This is a genomic window from Luteimonas terrae, from assembly GCF_004358165.1.
GTDB lineage: Bacteria > Pseudomonadota > Gammaproteobacteria > Xanthomonadales > Xanthomonadaceae > Luteimonas > Luteimonas terrae.
Genome location: NZ_SMTG01000002.1, coordinates 1841370 through 1862254, shown reverse-complemented (window position 1 = coordinate 1862254; position 20885 = coordinate 1841370). Strand labels below are relative to the sequence as shown.

19 protein-coding genes are annotated in these 20885 nt (G+C 70.0%); 15 read left to right on the top strand and 4 right to left on the bottom strand.

Annotated features, from left to right (window positions below; all coding sequences use genetic code 11):
• Positions 1-14: 14 nt before the first annotated feature.
• The 13 genes from gspG (at position 15) to E2F49_RS08380 (ending at position 12400) form a co-directional block, all read left to right on the top strand.
• Positions 15-452 carry a type II secretion system major pseudopilin GspG gene (gspG, locus tag E2F49_RS08440; protein ID WP_133393380.1) on the top strand — a complete coding sequence of 146 codons (438 nt, stop codon included), beginning with the start codon at positions 15-17 and terminating at the stop codon, positions 450-452.
• Between the two features lie 81 nt (positions 453-533).
• On the top strand, positions 534-998 hold the full coding sequence (xpsH, locus tag E2F49_RS08435) for a type II secretion system protein XpsH (RefSeq protein ID WP_243713517.1): 465 nt from the start codon (positions 534-536) through the stop codon (positions 996-998).
• Positions 995-1420, top strand: coding sequence for a type II secretion system protein XpsI (xpsI, locus tag E2F49_RS08430; protein WP_133393379.1), 426 nt, complete (start codon positions 995-997; stop codon positions 1418-1420). The genes xpsH and xpsI overlap by 4 nt, the downstream gene beginning before the upstream one ends.
• The gene (locus E2F49_RS08425; RefSeq protein WP_133393378.1) at positions 1417-2055 is read left to right on the top strand and encodes a prepilin-type N-terminal cleavage/methylation domain-containing protein; all 639 of its coding nucleotides are present in this window, start codon (positions 1417-1419) and stop codon (positions 2053-2055) included. Before xpsI ends, E2F49_RS08425 begins: the two co-directional genes overlap by 4 nt.
• Before the next feature lie 2 nt (positions 2056-2057).
• Complete coding sequence (locus tag E2F49_RS08420) at positions 2058-2909, top strand: type II secretion system minor pseudopilin (protein WP_133393513.1); 852 nt, start codon at positions 2058-2060, stop codon at positions 2907-2909.
• Entirely contained in the window at positions 2909-4093 is a 1185-nt protein-coding gene (locus E2F49_RS08415) for a PilN domain-containing protein (RefSeq protein WP_133393377.1), read from the top strand. The genes E2F49_RS08420 and E2F49_RS08415 overlap by 1 nt, the downstream gene beginning before the upstream one ends.
• Positions 4083-4745: a type II secretion system protein GspM gene (gspM, locus tag E2F49_RS08410; RefSeq protein ID WP_133393376.1), complete on the top strand. Its 663-nt coding sequence runs from the start codon at positions 4083-4085 to the stop codon at positions 4743-4745. The genes E2F49_RS08415 and gspM overlap by 11 nt, the downstream gene beginning before the upstream one ends.
• Entirely contained in the window at positions 4735-5589 is an 855-nt protein-coding gene (locus E2F49_RS08405) for a general secretion pathway protein GspN (protein WP_133393375.1), read from the top strand. The genes gspM and E2F49_RS08405 overlap by 11 nt, the downstream gene beginning before the upstream one ends.
• Positions 5590-5597: 8 nt before the next feature.
• Positions 5598-7865 carry a type II secretion system secretin GspD gene (gene gspD / locus E2F49_RS08400; protein ID WP_133393374.1) on the top strand — a complete coding sequence of 756 codons (2268 nt, stop codon included), beginning with the start codon at positions 5598-5600 and terminating at the stop codon, positions 7863-7865.
• Positions 7866-7892: 27 nt separating this feature from the next.
• Entirely contained in the window at positions 7893-8855 is a 963-nt protein-coding gene (locus tag E2F49_RS08395; RefSeq protein ID WP_425481346.1) for a glycosyltransferase family 2 protein, read from the top strand.
• Positions 8852-9718 carry a glycosyltransferase gene (locus E2F49_RS08390; protein WP_243713516.1) on the top strand — a complete coding sequence of 289 codons (867 nt, stop codon included), beginning with the start codon at positions 8852-8854 and terminating at the stop codon, positions 9716-9718. Before E2F49_RS08395 ends, E2F49_RS08390 begins: the two co-directional genes overlap by 4 nt.
• Complete coding sequence (pncB, locus tag E2F49_RS08385; RefSeq protein ID WP_133393373.1) at positions 9718-10905, top strand: nicotinate phosphoribosyltransferase; 1188 nt, start codon at positions 9718-9720, stop codon at positions 10903-10905. The genes E2F49_RS08390 and pncB overlap by 1 nt, the downstream gene beginning before the upstream one ends.
• Before the next feature lie 91 nt (positions 10906-10996).
• Complete coding sequence (locus E2F49_RS08380) at positions 10997-12400, top strand: hypothetical protein (protein WP_133393372.1); 1404 nt, start codon at positions 10997-10999, stop codon at positions 12398-12400.
• A 171-nt stretch (positions 12401-12571) separates the two neighbouring features.
• Here E2F49_RS08380 and pyrF read toward each other — a convergent pair whose 3' ends face one another.
• From pyrF to E2F49_RS08360, 4 genes are all read right to left on the bottom strand, one after another.
• Positions 12572-13402 carry an orotidine-5'-phosphate decarboxylase gene (gene pyrF, locus E2F49_RS08375; protein ID WP_133393371.1) on the bottom strand — a complete coding sequence of 277 codons (831 nt, stop codon included), beginning with the start codon at positions 13400-13402 and terminating at the stop codon, positions 12572-12574.
• 11 nt (positions 13403-13413) lie between these two features.
• On the bottom strand, positions 13414-14151 hold the full coding sequence (gene map, locus E2F49_RS08370) for a type I methionyl aminopeptidase (RefSeq protein WP_133393370.1): 738 nt from the start codon (positions 14149-14151) through the stop codon (positions 13414-13416).
• Positions 14152-14306: 155 nt separating this feature from the next.
• A complete protein-coding gene (gene ettA, locus E2F49_RS08365) occupies positions 14307-15968 on the bottom strand; it encodes an energy-dependent translational throttle protein EttA (RefSeq protein ID WP_133393369.1) in 1662 nt (553 codons plus the stop codon).
• A 169-nt stretch (positions 15969-16137) separates the two neighbouring features.
• A complete protein-coding gene (locus tag E2F49_RS08360; protein WP_133393368.1) occupies positions 16138-17286 on the bottom strand; it encodes a DUF3667 domain-containing protein in 1149 nt (382 codons plus the stop codon).
• A 176-nt stretch (positions 17287-17462) separates the two neighbouring features.
• Here E2F49_RS08360 and E2F49_RS08355 point away from each other — a divergent pair, with 176 nt between their 5' ends.
• Both E2F49_RS08355 and sppA read left to right on the top strand, forming a co-directional pair.
• Entirely contained in the window at positions 17463-18842 is a 1380-nt protein-coding gene (locus E2F49_RS08355; RefSeq protein ID WP_133393367.1) for an MATE family efflux transporter, read from the top strand.
• Between the two features lie 120 nt (positions 18843-18962).
• Positions 18963-20858 (top strand): signal peptide peptidase SppA, encoded by a 1896-nt coding sequence (gene sppA, locus E2F49_RS08350; RefSeq protein ID WP_133393366.1) that lies wholly within the window; start codon positions 18963-18965, stop codon positions 20856-20858.
• Positions 20859-20885 lie beyond the last annotated feature (27 nt).

Below are 20885 nucleotides of genomic sequence, written 5' to 3'. Positions count from 1 at the left end.
ACGAGGACATCCCGATGCCTATCCCGCGCCGCTCGCGTTTCACCGGCTCTCCGCGCGCAGTGCAGGGCGGCTTCAGCCTGATCGAAATCATTTTGGTGGTCGTGCTGATCGGCGGCATCGTCGCATTCGCGGCGACCCGCATCCTCGGCGGTGGCGACCGCGCGCGCGTCAATCTGGCCAAGGCGCAGGTGCAGACGCTGGCCGAGAAGGTGCACCAGTACGAGATGGACACCGGCACGTTGCCTAACAGCCTCGGCGACCTCGTGACACAGCCCGGCGGCGCCAGCGGCTGGCTCGGTCCGTACGCGAAGGAGGCCGAGCTGCGCGACCCCTGGAATACGCCCTACGAATTTAGCGCGCCGGGCACCAGCCAGCCCTTCGACATCGTCAGCTACGGCGCCGACCGCAAGCCGGGCGGCGACAGCGTCAACGCCGACATCCGCTACGAGTAAACCGCGGCTGCGGCGCTTCAAGCCCGGCCGATGGTGCTAGATTCCCGGGCTGCATCGCCTCACGGATTCCGGTTGCGCCAGATGTCGTCCCGCTTCGCCAGGGTCCGCGGTTTCTCGCTGCTGGAAATGCTGCTGGTCGTCGGTCTGATCGCCGCGGCCGGCATGCTCGCGGCGGCCGCGATGACCGGCGGTTTCGATCGCATCGCGCTGCAGTCGACCGCCAAGACCATCGCCGCGCAGCTGCGCTACACCCGGGCGCAGGCGATCGCGACCGGCGAGCCGCAGCGCTTCGTGCTCGATCCGCAGGCGCGCACCTGGCAGGCGCCGAATGGCCGCCACGGCACGATCCCCGACACGCTGCAGATCGAGTTCACCGGCGCGCGCGAACTGCAGGCCGGCGAGACCGAGGGCGTGATCCAGTTCTTCGCCGACGGCGCCGCCACCGGTGGCCGGGTACGTGTGCTGCTGCGCGATGCGGCCTGGCAGGTCGACGTGGCCTGGCTGACCGGCGAAGTGCGACTCAAGCGCGGCGCCGCAGACGAATGACGCGCGGGCGCCAGCGCGGCTACACGCTGATCGAAGTCATCGTGGCCTTCGCGGTGCTGGGCGTCGCATTGATGCTGTTGCTGGGCACGTTGTCGAACGGCACGCGCCAGGTGCGCTGGGCGGCCGATTCGGGCCGCGCCGCGCTGCATGCGCAATCGCTGCTGGACGGACTGGGCATCGAGATGCCGGTCGTGCCCGGTCGCGCGGACGGCACATTCGAGGACGGTCGCTACCGCTGGGCGCTCGAGATCACGCCGTACGTCGATCCCGCGTTGCCGCCGGCGCTGGTCGATCCAGCCGGGCAGCAGCTGTTCGAGATCGCACTGGACGTGGACTGGGGCGAGCGTGGCCCGCGCGAGCGCCTGCAGGTGCACACGCTGCGCCTGCGCACACCTGATGTGGCGGGGCCGCTTCTGCCATGAAGCACGCGCGCGGGTTCACCCTGATCGAAGTATTGCTGGCGACTGTGCTGCTGGCGGCGGGTCTGGCGCTGGCACTGACGACGCTCCGCGCGGCCACCGCGACCGTCGACCGCGGCGAGGCGCTGGCCCAGCGCAGCGAGCGCATCCGCGCCGTGGAAGGCTTCCTGCGCCGGCGCATCGCATCCGCGCAGCAGATCGCGTTCCAGACCGACGCGAACACCGGCGAGATCTCGCAGTTCGTCGGCGAGCCACAACGGCTGCGCTTCGTGGCCGACCTGCCGAACTATCTGGGCCAGGGCGGCCCACATCTGCACGACATCGCCGTGGACGAGGCGGGCCGGTCGCAACGGCTCACCGTCGCGTTCGGCATGGTGATGACCGGACGCACCATCGAGCTGGACACGCCGCGTCCACCCGAACCCCTGGTCGACGACCTGGTCGAGCTGCGCCTGCGCTACCGCGGGTTCGACGACACCGGCGCGCTCGGTGGCTGGCAGGAGCGCTGGGGTCCGGCGTCGCTGCCCTTACAGGTGGAAGTGGTGATCGAAACCGAACGCGACGGTGTCTGGCCCACGCTCGTCGTCACGCTGCCGCAGGGCACCGGCCAAGCCGGCAATGCGGTGCCGGCGCCGTGAGCCTGCGATCGCACCGCGGGGCCGCGCTGCTGCTGGTGCTGTGGCTCATCACGCTGCTGGCCGCGCTGGTCGGTGCCTTCGCACTGACCGCGCGCATCGAGCAGCAGCAGGGGCGGGTGCTGTACCGCGGCGTCGCGGCCGACCAGGCGGCGCGCGCCGGGCTCGAATACGCGCTGACGCGTCTGGCGATGGACGACCCGGCATTGCAGTGGCAGCCCGACGGCCGGCCCTACGCGTGGCGCTTCCACGACGTCGCCGTGGACGTGCGCATCGTCGACGAGACCGGCAAGGTCGATCTCAACGCGGCCGACGGCACGCTGATCGCCGCCCTGCTGCAGGCGACGGGCGCGGAGCCGGACGTGGCGCTTCAGGTCGCCGGTGCGATCGTCGACTGGCGCGACGGCGATGACTTCGTGCAGATCACCGGCGGCGCCGAGGCCGCCGATTACGCGAGCGCCGGACGTCCTTACGGCGCCAAGAACGCGCCCTTCGAAAGCGTGGCCGAGGTGGAACAGGTGCTGGGCATGACGCCGGCCCTGTTCGAGGCCGTGTCGTCGTACCTGACCATCTACAGCCGCCTGCCGTCGCCCGACCCGCAATTTGCTGCCGCGCCGGTGCTGCAGGCGACGGGTGTCGAGGCCGATCCCATCCTCGCGGCCCGCGAGGCGGTGGGTGCGCAGCTGATGGGCGCGCTGCTGGGGAGCGGCAGCGGCACGTATAGTATCGAGAGCCTCGCGCGGCTCCCGGAGGGACGCAGTGCGCGGTTGCGAGCGGTGATCAGGACCGGCGGTGGCGCCGTCCCGGGCACGGCGTACAGCGTGCTGCGTTGGGAGGAAGGAGCGTCACCACGATGATGTCCGCAACACCCGCATCCACGGGCGAGACCGCGCCCGGCCGTCGCGCCTGGCGCATCGACGGCCGCACGTCGGCGCGCCTGCGCGGTTTCCTGTCGTGGTGGGGCACGTCGCTCGCAGCGTGGTTGCCGGTGCGCGTGCGCGAGGTCTTCGGACTCGCCAGCCGGCGCCTGCTGCTGGCCGGCCCAGGCAGCGACATCGCCCTGCAGCTGCAGGATGCGAACGGCGTGCGCGATCTGGCGCAGGTGCCGCGCGCCGCGCTCGATGACAGCAGCGATCCGCTGGCGGCGCTGCTGGCTGCGCGCACCATCGATCTGCAGCGGTGGCTACTGCTGCCCGCCCGTACCGGGCTGCGTCGCCGCATGACCCTGCCCGAAGCGGCCGGCGACCGCCTGCACGACGTGCTGAGCTTTGAAATCGACCGGCAGACACCGTTCGCCGCGGCGGACGTGCGTTACGACCATCGCGTGCTCGGTCGTCGCGGCGATGGCCAGATCGACGTGGAACTGGTCGTGGTGCCGCGCGCGGTGATCGACGCGCAACTCGCGGCGCTGGGGCCGCTGGCGCCGACGCTCGCCGGTATCGACCTCGAAGGCGAGACCGGCCCGCTGGGCGTCAACCTGATCGACGATGCGCGTCGGCGTCGCCGCGAGGACCCGCAGCGCCGCGTGCAGATCCTGATCGCCGGCATCGCCGTGCTGCTGACCGCCTTCGGCCTGTGGCAGATGCGCGAGAACCGCAGCGCCGCGGCGGATGCGCTCGAGGCGCGCGTCGCGTCCGAAGCCACGCGTGCGCGCGCCGCGTCCGCGCAGCGCCAGCAGCTGACCGACCTGCGCGAAGGGATGGCCTTCCTGCAGGCGCAGCGTGCCGCGCGACCGCTGACCGTCGCGGTGCTCGACGAACTCGCCCGGCGCCTGCCCGATTCGACCTCGCTCGAAAAGGCCGCGATCGAGGGGGATCGCGTGCTGCTGATCGGCCTGAGCACCGAAGCCTCCGCGCTCGTCGGGCAGCTGTCCGGCTCGTCGCTGTGGAAGGCGCCCGCCCTGGCCGGTGCGCTGCAGAACGACCCGCGCTCGCGCGCCGACCGCTTCACCCTGACCGCCGAACTGGTGCCGCCGCCTGCGGATGCGCCGGCGGCCGCTTCCACTCCACAGGAGCCCGTGCGTGCGGACGATGCCCGATAGGTCCGTATCGGCCCGCGACCGCTGGCTGGCACTGGCGCTGCTGCTGGGCGTGCTGCTGCTCGGCTATCTGCTGCTGATCCATCCGTGGTGGACGCAGCCGATGCGCGAACTGGGATCGCGCATCGATACCCTGCAGGAGCGCGAGCTGCGCATCCGCCGCGAACTCGAGCAGGCGCCGCAGGTCCGCGCCGAACTCGAACGCGCGCGCGCGGCGATGGCGGACACGCCCGGCTTCATGCCGCAGGCCGGTGTCGAACTCGCGACCGCGGCGCTGGTGCAGCGTCTGGAAAGCGCGGTGCTCGACGCCAGCCCGGGCAATCGCAGCTGTGCGATCAGCAACCGCTCGCCGATCGCCGGCCAGCGCAACGACAAGTACCCGCGCGCGACCGTGCAGGTGCGCCTGCGCTGCGGCAACCCCGAGCTCGCCGCGGTGCTGCATTCGCTGGAGACCGGCACGCCACGCCTGTTCGTCGACAACCTCAACATCCTCAGCCAGCGCCACCAGCTGGCGGCAGGCGCGAGCAGCGGCGGCATCGACGTGAGTTTCGATCTGTCCGGCTACGTGCTCCCGCCGCCGGGCGCCGCGCCCGCGGGCAATGCCCGCAATGCGGCGCGTGCACAGCCCGCAGCCGGAGACGCCGATGCGGATTGACGCCACCAACGCGCGCACCTGGCTGACCGCCGCGGTCGGCAGCTGGGCGCTGCTGTTCGCGCTGCTCGCGCTGGCCGGCCTCGGCAGCCGCCTGGGCACGCCGGAGGACGATGGCAGCGCGGCCGCGCCCGTCGGCCCGGCGCCGGCGGAGGTCGCACCGGCGCCGCCGCTGTCGGCGTTCGGCGAAGTTGCCGCCCGTCCGCTGTTCACCAGCGACCGTCGCCCGCAACCGTTCTTCATCGATCCGCAGGACGAAGGCGAGGGCGGCAACGGCTTCGACTACGTGCTGACCAGCGTGCTGCGCACGCCGGACTTCGCGCTGGCGATCCTGCAGCCCAGCGGTGGCGGCGATTCGATCCGCCTGAAGATCGGCGAGGCGCCGCCGGAAGCGTCGAACTGGCTGCTCGACTCGGTCGACACGCGCAGCGTGGTGTTCAACACGCCCGAAGGCCCGCGCACGCTGGAGCTGCGCGTGTTCGACGGCACCGGCGGCCAGCCGCCGACACCGATGACGCCGGTGCCCTCGCCGGACGGTCGCCCCGCCGCACAAGCCGCATCGCGTCCGCCGCCGACGCCGGAGCAGGCCGCGCGCGCGGCGCAGCAGACCGCGGACGCCGCGGCGCGCGCAGCGCCGGGTACCGGCACGCAGAGCGGCAGCGCGCAGGCGGGCAGCAGTCCGGGCCGCCAAGCGTCGGCCGTGCCCGGTTCCAGCGCCACCGCCGAAACCGCACCGTCGGCCGGCCCGTCCGAGGCGCAGGTCGAGGCGATCCGTCGCCGCATCGAAGAACGGCGCGCGCGCCTGCGCCAGCAGCAACAGCAGCCGTCCACCTCTCCGACTCAATAGACCCGTCGATGAAGCCATCCATGACGCCAGCCCTCCATCTCCGTGCCATCGCCATCGGCACCGGCCTTGCGCTGCTCGCCGGCTGCGCCACCGCGCCGACCGCGTCGATGCGCCGCGATGCCGATCTGCGCCAGGGCGTGGCCGCCGGCGACACTGACGGTGCATCGACGACCGGCGCGCGCACGCAGCCGCTGCTCGCCGACGAGGAGCGTCCGCAGCCGCAGATCCGTCGCGGCAGCGGCACCGTGCTCAACCAGCGTGCGGCCTCCGCGGCCGCACCGTCGCTGGGTGGCACGACCGGGCAGGCCTCGTTCAATTTCGAGGGCGAGTCCGTGCACGCGGTGGCCAAGGCCATCCTCGGCGACATGCTCGGCCAGAACTACGTCATCGCGCCGGAGGTGCAGGGCACGGTGACGCTGGCGACGCCGCAGCCGGTGAGTCCGGCGCAGGCGCTGAGCCTGCTGGAGATGGTGCTGGGCTGGAACAACGCCCGCATGATCTACGCCGACGGCCGTTACAACATCGTCGCCGCCGACACCGCGCTGGCCACCGGCACCGTCGCGCCGCGGACCGGCGGCGCCGTGGCCGCGCGCGGCTTCGAGGTGCGCACCGTGCCGCTGCGCTACATCTCCGCGACGGAGATGGAAAAGGTGCTCGAGCCCTACGCGCGTCCGAACGCCATCGTCAGCGCCGACAACGCGCGCAACGTCATCACCATCTCGGGCAGCCGCTCGGAACTCGAGAACTACCTGCGCACGATCGAGATCTTCGACGTCGACTGGCTGTCGGGCATGTCGGTCGGCGTGTTCCCGCTGCAGTCGGGCAAGGCCACGCAGGTCGTCGCCGATCTGGAAAAGGTGTTCGGCCAGGACAGCGAATCGCCGGTGTCGGGCATGTTCCGGTTCATGCCGCTGGAAGGCGCGAACGCGGTGCTGGTGATCACGCCGCAGGCGGACTACCTGGGCGAGATCCAGCAGTGGCTCGAGCGCATCGACAATGCCGGCCAGGAACCGAAGCTGTTCTCCTACGAACTGAAGTTCATCAAGGCCCGCGAACTCGCGCAGCGCCTGTCGGAAGTATTCGGCGGCGGCAGTGGCAGCAGCGGCGGGCAGGATGCCGCCTCGCTGATGCCCGGGCTGACCGGCAACACGCTGCGCACCGGCGGGACCGACGGCAGCTCGGGGCTCGACAGTGGCAGCAGTTCCGGGCTCGGCAGCAACAACCGCGGCGGCACCTCGGGGATGGGGCGCGGCGGCAGTCGTGGCGGAAGTGGCGGCGGTGGCGACCTGGGCCAGATGCAGCTCAGCGAGCAGCAGGACGGCCCGAGCAGCGTGACGCTGGAAGTCGAAGGCGACCGCGTCGGCGTGTCGGCGGTCGACGAGACCAACACGCTGCTGGTGCGCACGACGCCGGCGGCGTGGCGTTCGATTCGCGATGTGGTCGAGCGGCTGGATGTGATGCCGGCGCAGGTGCACATCGAGGCGCAGGTGGTGGAGGTCGCGTTGAGTGGCGATCTGCAGTACGGCGTGAACTGGTTCTTCGAGCGCGCGGTCACCGACGCGGGGCTTCCCAACGCCGTTGGCCGCACCACGTGGGACGGCATCGCTGGTGCGATTACAGGTGTCGAAACCGGCGCGGGTCCGGCTGGCCTGGGCTGGACATTCCTCGGGCGCAATGCTGCGGCGGTCGTGAGCGCGCTCGACGAGGTGACGGATGTGCAGATCCTGCAGTCGCCTTCCGTCTTCGTACGCAACAACGCGATGGCCGAGTTCAATGTGGGTGCAAGCATTCCGATCGCATCCAGCAGCGTGAATCCCATCCTTGGCGACAGCCAGTACACCCAGGTCCAGTACATCGAGACCGGCACCATCCTCAAGGTGCGCCCGCGCGTCACCCGCGACGGCATGGTGTTCCTCGACATCGTGCAGGAAGTCAGTTCACCGCAGCCGCAGAACACCGCAGATCCGCAGGGCAACGTCCGCATCGACACCCGACGGTTGAAAACCGAGGCTGCTGTGCAGGCCGGGGACACGGTGATGCTCGCCGGATTGATTCGCGACGACGTCGGTCGGGTGTCCGCCGGCTTTCCGGGGCTGAGCAGGATTCCCGTGATCGGGGGACTGTTCGGCCGTCAGAGCTCGCGCACCGAACGCAGCGAAGTCATCGTCCTGCTGACGCCGACCATCGTGCGCAATCCGCTCGAGGCGCGGCAGCTGACCGACGAGTACGGGCGTCGCTTCCGCGCGCTGCAGCCGATCCAGCGCACGCAGGACTGACGCCGGCGATGCGCACGGAGGCGGCGCATGGCTGAGCTGCCGGTGATCCTGCTGCCGGTCGGGCACGATGACGACGCGCTCGACGCGTGCCTGGCGGCGCTCGATGCCGGCACGCCGGCCGGCACGCGGATCTGGCTGGCCGACGATGCGCGGATCGGGCCGCGTGGCGCGGAGATCGTGCAGCGCTGGCTGGCGCGCACGGCATTGCAGGCCGACTACACCTGCCGGCAGCGCTCGATCGGCGAGGTCGCGCATCTCGACGACGTGCTGCGTGCCTGCGGCGATGCCGACGTCATCGTGCTGGCGCCAGACGCGATTCCCGCGCCCGGCTGGGCGAATGCGCTCGCCGCGTGTTTCGCGCGCGATGCGTCGATCGCGACCGCAACGCCCTGGTGCAACGCGGGCGAGGCGGCGGCGTGGCCGCGCATCGGCGAGATCAACCCGGTTCCCGACGACATCGCGCGGCTGGCGCGTGCATGCCGCGCGCTGCCGCCGCTGTATCCCGAACTGCCCGCGGCCATCGGCCATGCGGTGCTGCTGCGTGGCAACGCGCGGCGCAAGGCCGGCGGGCTCGACGCGTCGAGCTACCGGTCCTGGTACGCCGCGCTGATCGACCTGTCGCTGCGCATGGCCGGGCTTGGATGGCGCAATGCGCTGTGCGAAACCGCCTTCGTGGCGCGCGGCGGTGAAGGCGGCCCGGCCGACGGCGACATGGATGCGCTGGCGGTGCGCTGGCCGGCTTGGCATTCGCGGCTGGCGACCTTCCTGATGGGCGATCCGCTGTACGCCACGCGCCTCGCGCTGCAGCAGGGCTTCGATGCGCTGGACGACGCGCCGGCGCAGCAGCAACTGTTCGACGCCGACGCGATCGGCAGCGAGGCCGATCCGGTGGCAGCCGACATGCCGCACGACACGCCGGCACCACCCGATCGGGCGGACAATACCGCGCCGCCCAGCGCGACGCCCGCCGCCCAAGATCCCACGCAGTGACTGCCGCCACCCCCGACTCCCCCGACATCGTCGCCGTCGTCGTCACCCATCGCAGCGGCAGCACGATCGACGCGTGCCTGTCGCGCCTGCGCGCGGCGGCTGGCGTGGCGCAGATCCGCGTGGTCGACAACGCGTCCGATGATGCGACGCTCGGCATCGTCCAGCGCCACGCCTCGCTCGATCCGCGCGTGCGCTTCATCGGCAATCCCGACAACCCCGGCTTCGCGGTTGCCTGCAACCAGGGCGCGCGCGATGCGGACGCCGCGTGGATCGCCTTTGTCAATCCGGATCTGCTGGTCGATGGCGACAGCCTGTCGCGCCTGCGTGCGCACGCGCGGACGCTCGACGCCGACTGTCTCCTCGGCACCGCATTGATCGGCGAGGACGGCGCGCAGGACCCGGCTGCACGACGTCGCGATCCCGACTTCGTCGCGATGCTCCGCAACGCCGGTGCCCGCGTGCTCGCCGTCGCGCAGGACCCCGCGCAAGGGCTGCAGCGCGTCGAGGCGGTCTCCGGGGCACTGATGCTGTTGCCACGCACGCTGTTCGACCGCATCGACGGCTTCGATACCGGCTACCGTCTGCACGCCGAGGATCTCGACCTGTGCCGTCGCGCGCGCGCGGCGGGCGCGGTCGTCGCGGTCGCCAACGACATCGCCGTGCTGCACGTGCGCGGCGTCTCGAGCCGCTCGCGCCCGGTCTTCGTGGAATGGCACAAGCATCGTGGCCTGTGGCGCTATTTCGGCAAGTTCGAGGCCGCGTCGCGCACGTGGCCGCAGCGTGTCGCGGTGTGGACGATGATCTGGGCGCGGTTTCCGCTGGCGGTGCTGCGGCGCCTGGCGACGACGGGAGGGCCGGGCTGATGGCCGTCATCGAATCACTGCTCGATACCGACCTGTACAAGTTCACGATGATGCAGGCGGTGCTGCACCAGCATCCCGGCGCGATCGTGCAGTACCGCTTCAGGTGCCGCACGCCCGGCATCGATCTGGCGCGTTACATCGACCAGATCGACGCCGAGATCGATGCGCTGTGCACGCTGCGCTTCAGTGCCGGGGAGCTGGACTACGTGCGTGGCCTGCGCTTCGTGAAGCCGGACTTCGCCGACTTCCTCGGCCTGTTCCATCTCGATCGCAAGTACATCGCGCTGCGCGCATCGACCGACGTGCCCGGCGAACTCGAACTCGAGATCACCGGACCGTGGCTGCACACCATCCTGTTCGAAGTGCCGCTGCTGGCGATCATCAACGAGATCTGGTTCCGCAACACGTCCGAGGCGGACTTTGCAGAGGGCGAGCGGCGCCTGCAGGCCAAGGCCGCGCTGTTGCGCGATGCGCCGGGGTTCGAGGACTGCCGCATCGCCGACTACGGCACGCGACGGCGCTATTCGGGCCGCTGGCACGACCACATGCTGCCGCGGCTGCGCGATGCGCTGGGCGACCAGTTCGTCGGCACCAGCAACGTGCATCTCGCGCGCAAGCATGGGCTGACGCCACACGGCACGATGGCGCACGAGTATCTGCAGGCCTTCCAGGCGCTGGGGCCGCGGCTGCGCGATTCGCAGGTCGTGGCGCTGGAAGCCTGGGCGCACGAGTACCGCGGTGATCTGGGCATCGCCTTGTCGGACGTGGTCGGCACCGATGCCTTCCTGCGCGATTTCGACCTGTATTTCTGCAAGCTCTTCGATGGCGTGCGCCACGATTCGGGGGACCCCTTCGACTGGGGCGACCGCATGCTCGCGCACTTCGCCGCCAACCGCGTCGACCCGACGAGCAAGATCCTGGTCTTCAGCGATGGCCTGGACATCGACAAGGTCAAGCGGCTGTACGCGTACTTTCGCGGTCGCTGCCGACTGGCCTTCGGCGTCGGCACGCATCTGACCAACGATCTCGGACCGACGCCGCTCAACATCGTGATCAAGATGGTCCGCTGCAACGGCCAGCCGGTCGCCAAGCTCAGCGATTCTCCAGGCAAGAGCATGTGCGACGACGCGGGCTATCTCGCCTATCTGCGGCAGGTATTCGACGTGCGGGCCGACGCCGGCGCCTGATCGAGACTTCGCGTCATCGACATGACACAGGGATGCGCTGGAATGTGCGGTCGCGATGTCTAGCGTCGTCCTTCCACTGCCCGAATTCTCCATGCCCCGAATCTTCCGCGTTTCCCGCGCTGCGTGCGCGCGTCGCACCGCACTGTCCCTGCTGCTGACCGCCTGCGTCGGCCACGTCCACGCCGCCGACGACACCGGCGCGCGCAGCTGGCTCGCAGGCGATCATCACGTGCACAGCGAGTGGAGCGTCAAGTGGGACGACAGCACCTCGCCGCCGACACCGATCCGCGGTGGCGATTCGCCGTACTCGCGCACGCGCAATGCGGAAGAAGCGCGACGTCACGGGCTGACGTGGATGGTGCACACCGATCACGGTGGCCCGGGCCATTCCGATGTCACCCGCGACTCGGCCTGGCCGGCCCTGCAGCAGGCGCGCCGCGACGTACCCGAGGTCGTGCAGTTCCACGGCATGGAGTTCGACGTGCCGGCCGCCGAGCATGCGTCGCTGATCATCGCCCCCGGTGCGCAGGAAGCCGACACGCTGGTCGACATCGAACGGCGCTTCAATCGCAGCGAGGTGTCCGACGGCTCACGCGAAAGCCCGGAGGCGATGCTCGCCGCGCTGCGGCACATGCAGGGCCTACAGCCGCGGCCGCTGATGTTCGTCAATCATCCCTCGCGCACCGCGACCGGCGTCGGCGCCTGGGGGCGCGTCGAACCGGCCGAACTGCGTGCCTGGCAGGACACCGCGCCCGGCGTGCTGGTCGGCATGGAGGGTGCGCCCGGTCATCAGGCCGACCGCCGGCACCGCGGTCTCTACCGCAACGATGCGGCGAAGACCTTCGGCGGCTTCGACCAGATGACCGCGCAGGTCGGCGGCATCTGGGATTCGATGCTGGCCGAGGGCCGCCGGTTCTGGATCACCGCGACCTCGGACTCGCACCGCAACGCCGACATCGGCGGCGCCGACTACTGGCCGGGCGAGTACAGCAAGACCTACGTGCATGCGCGCCACGAGGCCGAGGACATCGTCGACGGCCTGCGGCAGGGCCGCGTGTTCGCGGTGACCGGCGACCTGATCGACACGCTGGATCTGCAGCTCTCGGCCGAAGGTGCCGCAACGGCCACGATGGGCGGCACGCTGATCATGGCGACCGATGCGAAACTGACCGTGCGCGTGTCGGTCACGGTGCCGGCGGAGAAGAACTTCAACGGCGACCGCAATGCGATCGACCACATCGACGTGATCGCGGGACAGGTCGGCGCAGACGGTCAGCCGGAGATGACGGTGCAGACCGTGCGACCGGCGCAATGGACGCAGGATGGCGACCGCATCACGTTCGAGATCGAGCTGCCGACGCCGCGCGCGCAGGGCTTCGTCCGTGTGCGCGGTACGTCGACTACGGAGATCGAACCGACCATGGATGCGATTGGCGAGGATCCGTGGCAGGACCTGTGGTTCTACTCGAACCCGGTGTTCGTCGAGGTGCGCTGAGGTGGAACGTCTCCTTCCCCCGCTTGCGGGGGAAGGTCGGGATGGGGGCATCGATCCGGTTGCGGGGAGAACCGTCAGGGCAGGACAAGGTGCGCATAGTCGAGTGTTCCTCGACTGCCGGGTCGCCCCCACCCAACCCTCCCCCGCAGACGGGGGAGGGCTCGGAGCCTGTCAGCGGACACGGTTGATCGCATCCCGCAACGTCCGCGCTTCGCGCGCTGCCGCATCCGCATAGTCGTCACCGTTCGACGCGTACAGGATCGCGCGCGAGGAACTGACCATCAGGCCGGTGCCGTCCGCGGTCTTCGCGTTCGTCACCACGGCCTCGACATCGCCGCCCTGCGCGCCGACGCCCGGTACCAAGAACGGCACGTCGCCGACGATCGCGCGCACTTCGCGCAGCTGTTCGGGCCAGGTCGCACCGACGACCAGCGACACGTTGCCGTGGCCATTCCATTCGCGCGCGATGGTCTCGGCGACATGCTGGTACAGCGGACGCGTGCCGTCGCCATGCGCGACCGGCAGGTCCTGCAGATCGGCGGCGCCGGGGTTCGAGGTGCGGCACAGGATCACCACGCCCTTGTCGGCGCAGTCGAGGAAGGGCTGCACCGAGTCGCGGCCGAGATAGGGATTGACCGTCACCGCGTCGGCCTGGAATCGTTCGAACGCCTCGGCGACATAGCGCTGCGCGGTGCTGCCGATGTCGCCACGCTTGGCGTCGAGGATCACCGGGACGCCGGGATGCGCGGTGTGCAGATGCGCGATCAGGCGCTGCAGCGCATCCTCTGCACCGAGCGCGGCGAAGTGCGCGATCTGCGGCTTGAACGCGCAGGCGAACTCGGCGGTCGCATCGGCGATGTCGCGGCAGAATGCGAACACCGCGTCGGCATCGTTCGCGAAACGCGCGGGAAACTTCGCCGGTTCGGGATCGAGCCCGACGCAGACGAGGGTATCGGCGGACTGCCAGCGGGCGCGCAGCGCCTCGGAAAACGACGGCGACATGCGCTCGGGCCTCAGGTGACGATGATCGGGGCGCCGTGGGTCACCACGACGGTGTGTTCGAACTGCGCGCCATACCCCTTCGGACAGACCAGCGACCAGCCGTCGTCCAGGTCTTCGGTGCGCGTGGCATGGGTGGCGAGGAAGGGCTCGACGGTGATGACCATGCCGTCGTGCAGGCGACGCGTGTCGCGGCGGTCGTAGTAACCGGGGATCGAGCCGGGCGACTCGTGCAGTGCACGGCCGACGCCGTGGCTCTGCAGGTTGCGGATGATCCGGAAGCCGCGGCGCGCGGCCACGGCTTCGACGGCGCGGCCGATGCCGTTGATCAGTTCGCCGGCGCGCAACTGGGCGATGGCTGCATCGCGCGCTTCGCGGGTCGCGTCGAGCAGGCGCTGCTGCGCGGCGCCGGCGGTGCCGACGACGAAGCTCGCACCGGTGTCGGCGAAGAACCCGTCGAGTGCCGCGGACACGTCGATGTTGACGAGGTCACCGTCGCGCAGCGGCGTGCCGGTCGGGATGCCGTGCGCGACCACGCGATTGACGCTGATGCAGGTCTGGGCCGGGAAGCCGTAGGTCAGCACCGGCGCGGAGACCGCACCGGCATCGCGGAACATGTCGGCGGCGATCGCATCGAGATCGCGCGGTGTCGTCCCGGCCAGCGCCTGTTCGCGCATCGTCGAGAGGATGCCGGCGACGAGGGCGCCGGCGCGCTTGAGGCCTTCGAGTTCTTCGAGGTTCTGGATGGTCATGCGCGACTCCGGATGTCCGCTCTGCTCCGATCGTGAACCCTTCTCCAGAGCGAAGAGGGGCTCACAGCCATGACGCGAAAGTCACTGGATCCCGGCGTGCGCCGGGATGACGATCCGGCAAGGCCGCGCCTGCTCGGCAGGCGCGGGCGGATGCGTCACTTCAGCGCCTTGAACCGCAGGCGCTTCGGACCCGCGTCATCGCCGAGGCGACGCTTCTTGTCTTCCTCGTACTCGCGGTAGTTGCCCTGGAAGAACTCGACGTGGCTGTCGCCTTCGAACGCGAGGATGTGCGTGGCGATGCGGTCGAGGAACCAGCGATCGTGCGAGATCACGAAGGTGTTGCCCGGGAACTCGAGCAGCGCGTCTTCGAGCGCGCGCAGCGTTTCGATGTCGAGATCGTTCGACGGTTCGTCGAGCAGCAGCACGTTGCCGCCCTGCAGCAGGGTCTTGGCCATGTGCAGACGACCGCGCTCACCACCCGACAGCGAGCCGACCATCTTCTGCTGGTCCTGGCCCTTGAAGTTGAAGCGGCCGATGTAGGCGCGCGACTGGATCTCGGTGCCGTTGATGTTGAGGATGTCGAGGCCGCCCGAGATTTCCTGGAAGACGTTGTGGTTGCCTTCCAGCTTGTCGCGGCTCTGGTCCACGTAGGACAGCTGCACGGTCGGGCCGGTGACGATCTCGCCAGAGTCGGGCTTTTCCTGGCCGGTGATCATCTTGAACAGCGTGGATTTACCCGCGCCGTTGGGGCCGATGATGCCGACGATCGCGCCCGGCGGAATGATCATCGACAGGTTGTCGATCAGCAGGCGGTCGCCGAACTTCTTGCTGACGTTCTTGAACTCCATCACCGAGTTGCCCAGGCGCTCGCCCGGCGGAATGAAGATCTCGTTGGTCTCGTTGCGCTTCTGATAGTCCTGCGACTGCAGTTCTTCCAGGCGTGCCAGGCGCGCTTTGCCCTTCGAGCGGCCGCCCTTGGCGTTCTGGCGCGACCATTCCAGTTCCTTCTGGATCGCCTTCTGGCGTGACTTCTCCTGGTTCTCTTCCTGCTTCAGGCGCTCGTCCTTCTGCACCAGCCACTCGGTGTAGTTGCCCTTCCATGGAATGCCGCGGCCGCGGTCGAGTTCGAGGATCCACTCGGCGGCGTTGTCGAGGAAGTAGCGGTCATGGGTGACTGCCACGACGGTACCGGTGTAGCGGGCGAGGAACTGCTCCAGCCATTCCACCGATTCGGCGTCGAGATGGTTGGTCGGTTCGTCGAGCAGCAGCATGTCCGGCTTCTGCAGCAGCAGGCGGCACAGCGCGACGCGGCGCTTCTCGCCGCCCGACAGGTTGCCGACCTTGGCATCCCAAGGCGGCAGGCGCAGCGCATCGGCGGCGACGTCGAGCTGGTTCTCCAGCGTGTGCGCATCGCCGGCGGCGAGGATCGCCTCCAGGCGCTCCTGCTCCTTGGCCAGCGCGTCGAAATCCGCGCCTTCCTCGGCGTAGGCGTCGTAGACCTTGTCGAGCGCGGCCTGGGCCTGCAGCACTTCGCCCACGCCTTCCTCGACCGCTTCACGCACCGTCATCTCGGAATCGAGCTGCGGCTCCTGCGCCAGATAGCCGACCTTGGTGCCGGCCTGCGGACGGGCCTCGCCTTCGAAATCGGTATCCACGCCAGCCATGATCTTGAGCACGGTCGACTTGCCGGCGCCGTTGAGACCCAGCAGGCCGATCTTCGCGCCCGGGAAGAACGACAGCGAGATGTCCTTGATGATCTGCCGCTTCGGCGGGACCACCTTGGACACGCGGTTCATGGTGTAGATGTATTGCGACATGGGGGCTCCGGTTGCGCCGGCCCGCGCCGTGACCCGGTGGGGCGGCGTCGGGGAAGGATGGGATGGCGCCGATTATAGCGAGTCGCGATGACGGTCCGCTGGCTGCCGACCCGGCGGCGCACCGGTCCAGGGGCGTCGGTCGCGCGCCGGCCCCGTGCCTGCGGTCCGGCTACAGCGCGTAGAGCGCGTACCCGGCCATCGGGATGGCCACGCTGAGGAACAGCGCGAAGTACAGCTGGCCGATGACCGCGAACTTCAGCAGCGTCCACGGCCAAGACTGCCGGTAGACGCGCTTCTGCATCAGCAGCAGGTAGACCGGCATCGCCCACAGCAGCAGGGTCTGCAGCCAGCCGACCGCAGTGGCGGCCCACGCCGCGCGCGTCGCCAGCCAGGGCGTGACCAGTGCGCCGGCCAGGACCAGCAGCAGGCCGAGCATCAGCGCGGCATGGCTATAGAGGCCGACCACGACGTGTTCGAGGTACAGCCGTCCCTGGAACAGGTACAGCAGCTTGAGCATCACCGCGAACAACGGCACCAGGATGAAGAGCGTGGTCGGCGCGACACCGAGGACTGCGCGCACATAGACCTGCGGGTCGTCGTTCAGGCGCTCGACATTGCGTTCGATGCGTTCGCCGAAAGGCCCGCCCACGGTCGGGGGTGCGCGCGGCGAGGTGCTGGGTGTCGCGGCCGTTTCCTCGGATGCCGTGGTGTCCGCCGTTCTCTGCGGACTGGTGGTCTCCGCGGGCCCGGTGGCATCGCCACCAAGCGCGGCAATGCGTTCGGCCGCCGCCGCGCGCACGGCGGCTTCGGCCCTTTCGAGTTGCGGGGTCACACCGGGCACCGCGCCTGTCGTCTTGCGGGTCTCGGCGAGGCCGGCGAGGGTTTCGTCGCGCAGGCGTTCGACTTCGGCCACGGTGTCGGCGCGGGCGAAGCTGTCGTCGAGCTGGCCGGCGCGCGGGCTGTCGTCGGCCATCATCTCCGCCACGGCGTCCTGCACGACGAACTTCGCCACGAAGAAGGTCAGCAGGGTCAGGATCACCATCAGCCGCATCGGCGCGACGTAGCGCACGCGATGGCCGGCGAGGTAGCGCTCGGCGATGCGGCCGGGCACGCACAGGTCGCGCAGGGTGCGGAAGATGCGGCCGTCGAGGTGCCAGAACGATTCGAACACCTCTTCAACCGCATGGCCGACGTGGCGCACGGGGCTGTGCGTGGACTGGCCGCAGGCGTGGCAGTAGTCGCCCTGCAGCGGCGTCGCGCAGTTCTCGCAAGCAGACGGATGGGCGTCATCGGACGGCGGCGGCAGGGCGTGGGACATGCGCGGGCGGATTCCTGGCAAGGCCGCAGCGGCGTCGCCGCGGACAGGGACGGTGGAACAGGGCGCCGCGCGTGTCACTCCCCGGTCGCGGCGAACCGCTAGAATGCACGTCCTTCGCGCCCCGGTGCCAGCGCACGCATCCGTCGTACGCGCGGCCGAAGTCGCAGAGCCATCCCATGTCTTCCGCAGTCACGCCGCCGCGCTTCGGCCATGAAGTGCGGCGCACCGCCGTTCTGGCGGCCCCGCTGGTCGCCGGCCACGTCGCCACGGGCCTGATCGGCTTCGTCGATTCCGTCATCGCCGGCCACCACAGCACCGCCACGCTGGCGGCCGTCGCCGTGGGCACGGCCATCTTCTGGCTGCCGCTGATGGTGCCGATGGGCACGCTGATGGCGGTGCCGCCGTCGGTCTCGCAGCTCGACGGCGAAGGCCGCCAGGCCGAGGTCGGCCCGCTGTTCCGGCAGGCCATGTGGCTGGCCGCCGGGCTGGGCGTGGCGCTGTTCGCGCTGCTGACGGCACTGGCCGCGCTGCTCGGGCCGTTCGGCATCGCGCCCGACATCGTGCCGGGCGCGACCGCGTTCCTGCACGGCATCCGCTGGGGCGTGCCGGCGCTGACGCTCTACTTCTGCATGCGCTATCTGAGCGACGGCATCCACTGGACGCTGCCGACGATGGTGTTCGGCTTCGGCGGCCTGGTGGTGCTCGTGCCGATGGGCTACGCGCTTGCCTTCGGCTGGGGCCCGTTCCCGGAAGGTGGCGCCGGCGGTCTGGGCATCGCGTCGGCCATCATGATGTGGACGCAGGCGAGCGCGTTCGCGCTGTATCTCGCGGTGTCCAAGCGCTTCGCGCGCTACCAGCTGTTCACCCGGTTCGACCCGCCGCGCTGGACGGAAATCCGCAGCCTGCTGCGAACCGGTTTGCCGATCGGCGTGACGGTGACGATGGAAGGCAGCCTGTTCGTGGTGACCGCGCTGCTGATCGGCCGGCTGGGCGAACTCGAGGCCGCCGCGCACCAGATCGCGATCAACGTCGCCGCGCTGTGTTTCATGGTGCCCTTCGGTCTGGCCGAGGCGACGACGGTGCGCGTGGGCAATGCCGTGGGCCGCGGGCTGGGCAGTGCAGGCGTGCGCCGCGCCGGCTTCGCCGGGCTGGTGCTGGTGCTGGCCACGCAGACGCTGTCGGGCGTGCTGTTGCTGCTGGGCCACGATCACGTGGTGCGCATCTACACCGAGGACGCCGCGGTGGCCGCACTCGCCGGCTCGCTGCTGCTCTACGCGGCCGCGTTCCAGTTCCCCGACGGCATCCAGGCCCTGTCGGCCGGCGCGCTGCGCGGGCTCAAGGACACGCAGGTGCCGATGTTTCTCGCCGCCGCCGCGTACTGGGGCGTGGGCATGTCGCTGGGCGCCACGCTGGGCCTGGGGCTGGGCTGGGGGCCGAAAGGCATGTGGATCGGCCTGATCGCCGGCCTGACCGTCGCCGCCGTGCTGCTGGGCAGCCGGTTCCTGCGCAGCAGCTGGCGCGTGCCCGTCTCGCCGACCGGTCCCGCGGCACAGTGACGACCGGCGCATGCGGCCTGCACATGCGCCGGGTAGTCTGCCGGCATGGGATGGACCGTGGGCCGCGCCGCTGCCGGCGGATGCGACCCGATTCGAATTTCTGATGGAGCCGTTCAACGCATGAGTACTGTGCAACCCCGCGCGCCGCTGACGCGCTTCGTGGTCGGGATCTGGGACGGGATGAACTTCATCCGGCGCCTGATCCTCAACTTCCTGTTCTTCGGGCTGCTGTTCCTGATCGCGCTGCTGGTGCTGCTGGCCATCGTCGGCGGCGGTTCGCGGCAGGCGCCGCTGCTCGACCGCACCACGCTGGTCATCGCGCCCGAAGGCGCGCTGGTGGAGCAGTACAAGTCCGATCCGTTCATGCGCGCGCTGGCCGAGAACAGCGGCAGCGGCGTGGGCGAGGTGCAGCTGCGCGACGTGCTGCGCACGCTGGAAGCGGCCAAGAGCGACGACCGCATCGAGCGCGTGCTGCTGCGCACCGACCGGCTGACGTTCTCGGGCTACGCGTCGATGCGCGAAGTCGCCGAGGCGCTGGCCGACGTGCGCGCGGCCGGCAAGCAGGTCGTGGCGTTCGGCGAGTACTTCGGCCAGCAGCAGTATCTGCTCGCCGCGCAGGCCGACGAGGTCTATCTCGACCCCGAAGGCGGGATGATGCTCGAAGGCATCGCCGGCTACCGCCAGTACTACCGCGAAGCGCTGGCCGACAAGCTCGGCGTGGACGTGCATCTGTTCAAGGTGGGCGAGTACAAGTCGGCGGCCGAGCCCTACATCCTTGACGGCGCCTCGCCCGAATCGAAGGAAGCCGACCTCTACTGGATGGGCGACATCTGGCAGCGCCACATCGCCGACATCGGTCGCGCGCGCGGCATCTCGCCCGAGGCACTCAACGCCGGCATCGACACGCTGCCGCAGGGCATCGCCGCGGCGCAGGGCGACCTTGCGCAGTACGCGCTGTCGCAGAAGTTCGTCGACGGCCTGAAGACCCGCGAGGAAGTCGAACAGTTGCTGGTCGAGCGCGGTGTCGCCGACGAAGACGCCGAGGGCGGTTTCCGCCAGGTGTCGATGCGCGACTTCCTCGCGCACGTCTCGCCTGCCGCGAGCGCCACCGACCGTCGCGACCAGGTCGCGGTGGTCGTGGCCGAAGGCGGCATCACCGGTGGCGACCAGCCGCCGGGCACGATCGGTGGCGAATCGACCTCGGCCCTGCTGCGCGAGGCGCGCGAGGACGAGCACGTGAAGTCGGTCGTGCTGCGCGTGGATTCGGGCGGCGGCGAGGTGTTCGCCTCCGAGCAGATCCGCCGCGAAGTCGATGCACTCAAGGCCGCTGGCAAGCCGGTGGTGGTGTCGATGGGCGACGTCGCCGCATCGGGCGGTTACTGGATCAGCATGAACGCCGATCGCATCTACGCCGACGCCTCGACGATCACCGGCTCGATCGGCATCTTCGCGCTGGTGCCGACCTTCCCGCGCACGCTCGAGAAGATCGGCGTGCGGACCGACGGCGTCGGCACGACGCGCTTCGCCGGCGCGTTCGACCTGACCCGTGAACTGCAGCCCGAAGCGGGCCAGGCGATCCAGTCGATCATCGATCGCGGCTACGCCAACTTCATCGGCAAGGTCGGGCAGGCGCGCGGCCGCAGCGCCGAGGAGATCGACACCGTTGCCCGCGGTCGCGTGTGGAGCGGCACCCAGGCGCTGGACCGCGGCCTGGTCGACGAGCTCGGTGGCCTGCGCACCGCCATCGCCAAGGCGGCCGAACTCGGCGGTCTCGAAGACGGCAAGTGGCGCACGCGTTACGTCGAGAAGACCGCCACGCCGTTCGGTCGTTTCCTGACCGGCTTCGTCAGCGGGCGCCTCGGCAGCGCGCTGGTCGGCCACAGCGATATCGCCCGCAGCCTCCTGGTGCGCGCGGTGCCACGCGCCGAGCAGGACCTCGCGTTGATCGAAAGCGTGCTCACGCCGCAGCCGGGGCGTCCGGTCAAGGCGGTCGCATACTGCTTCTGCGACCTCTGAGTCCGCATACCGCTGCAACGCGAACGG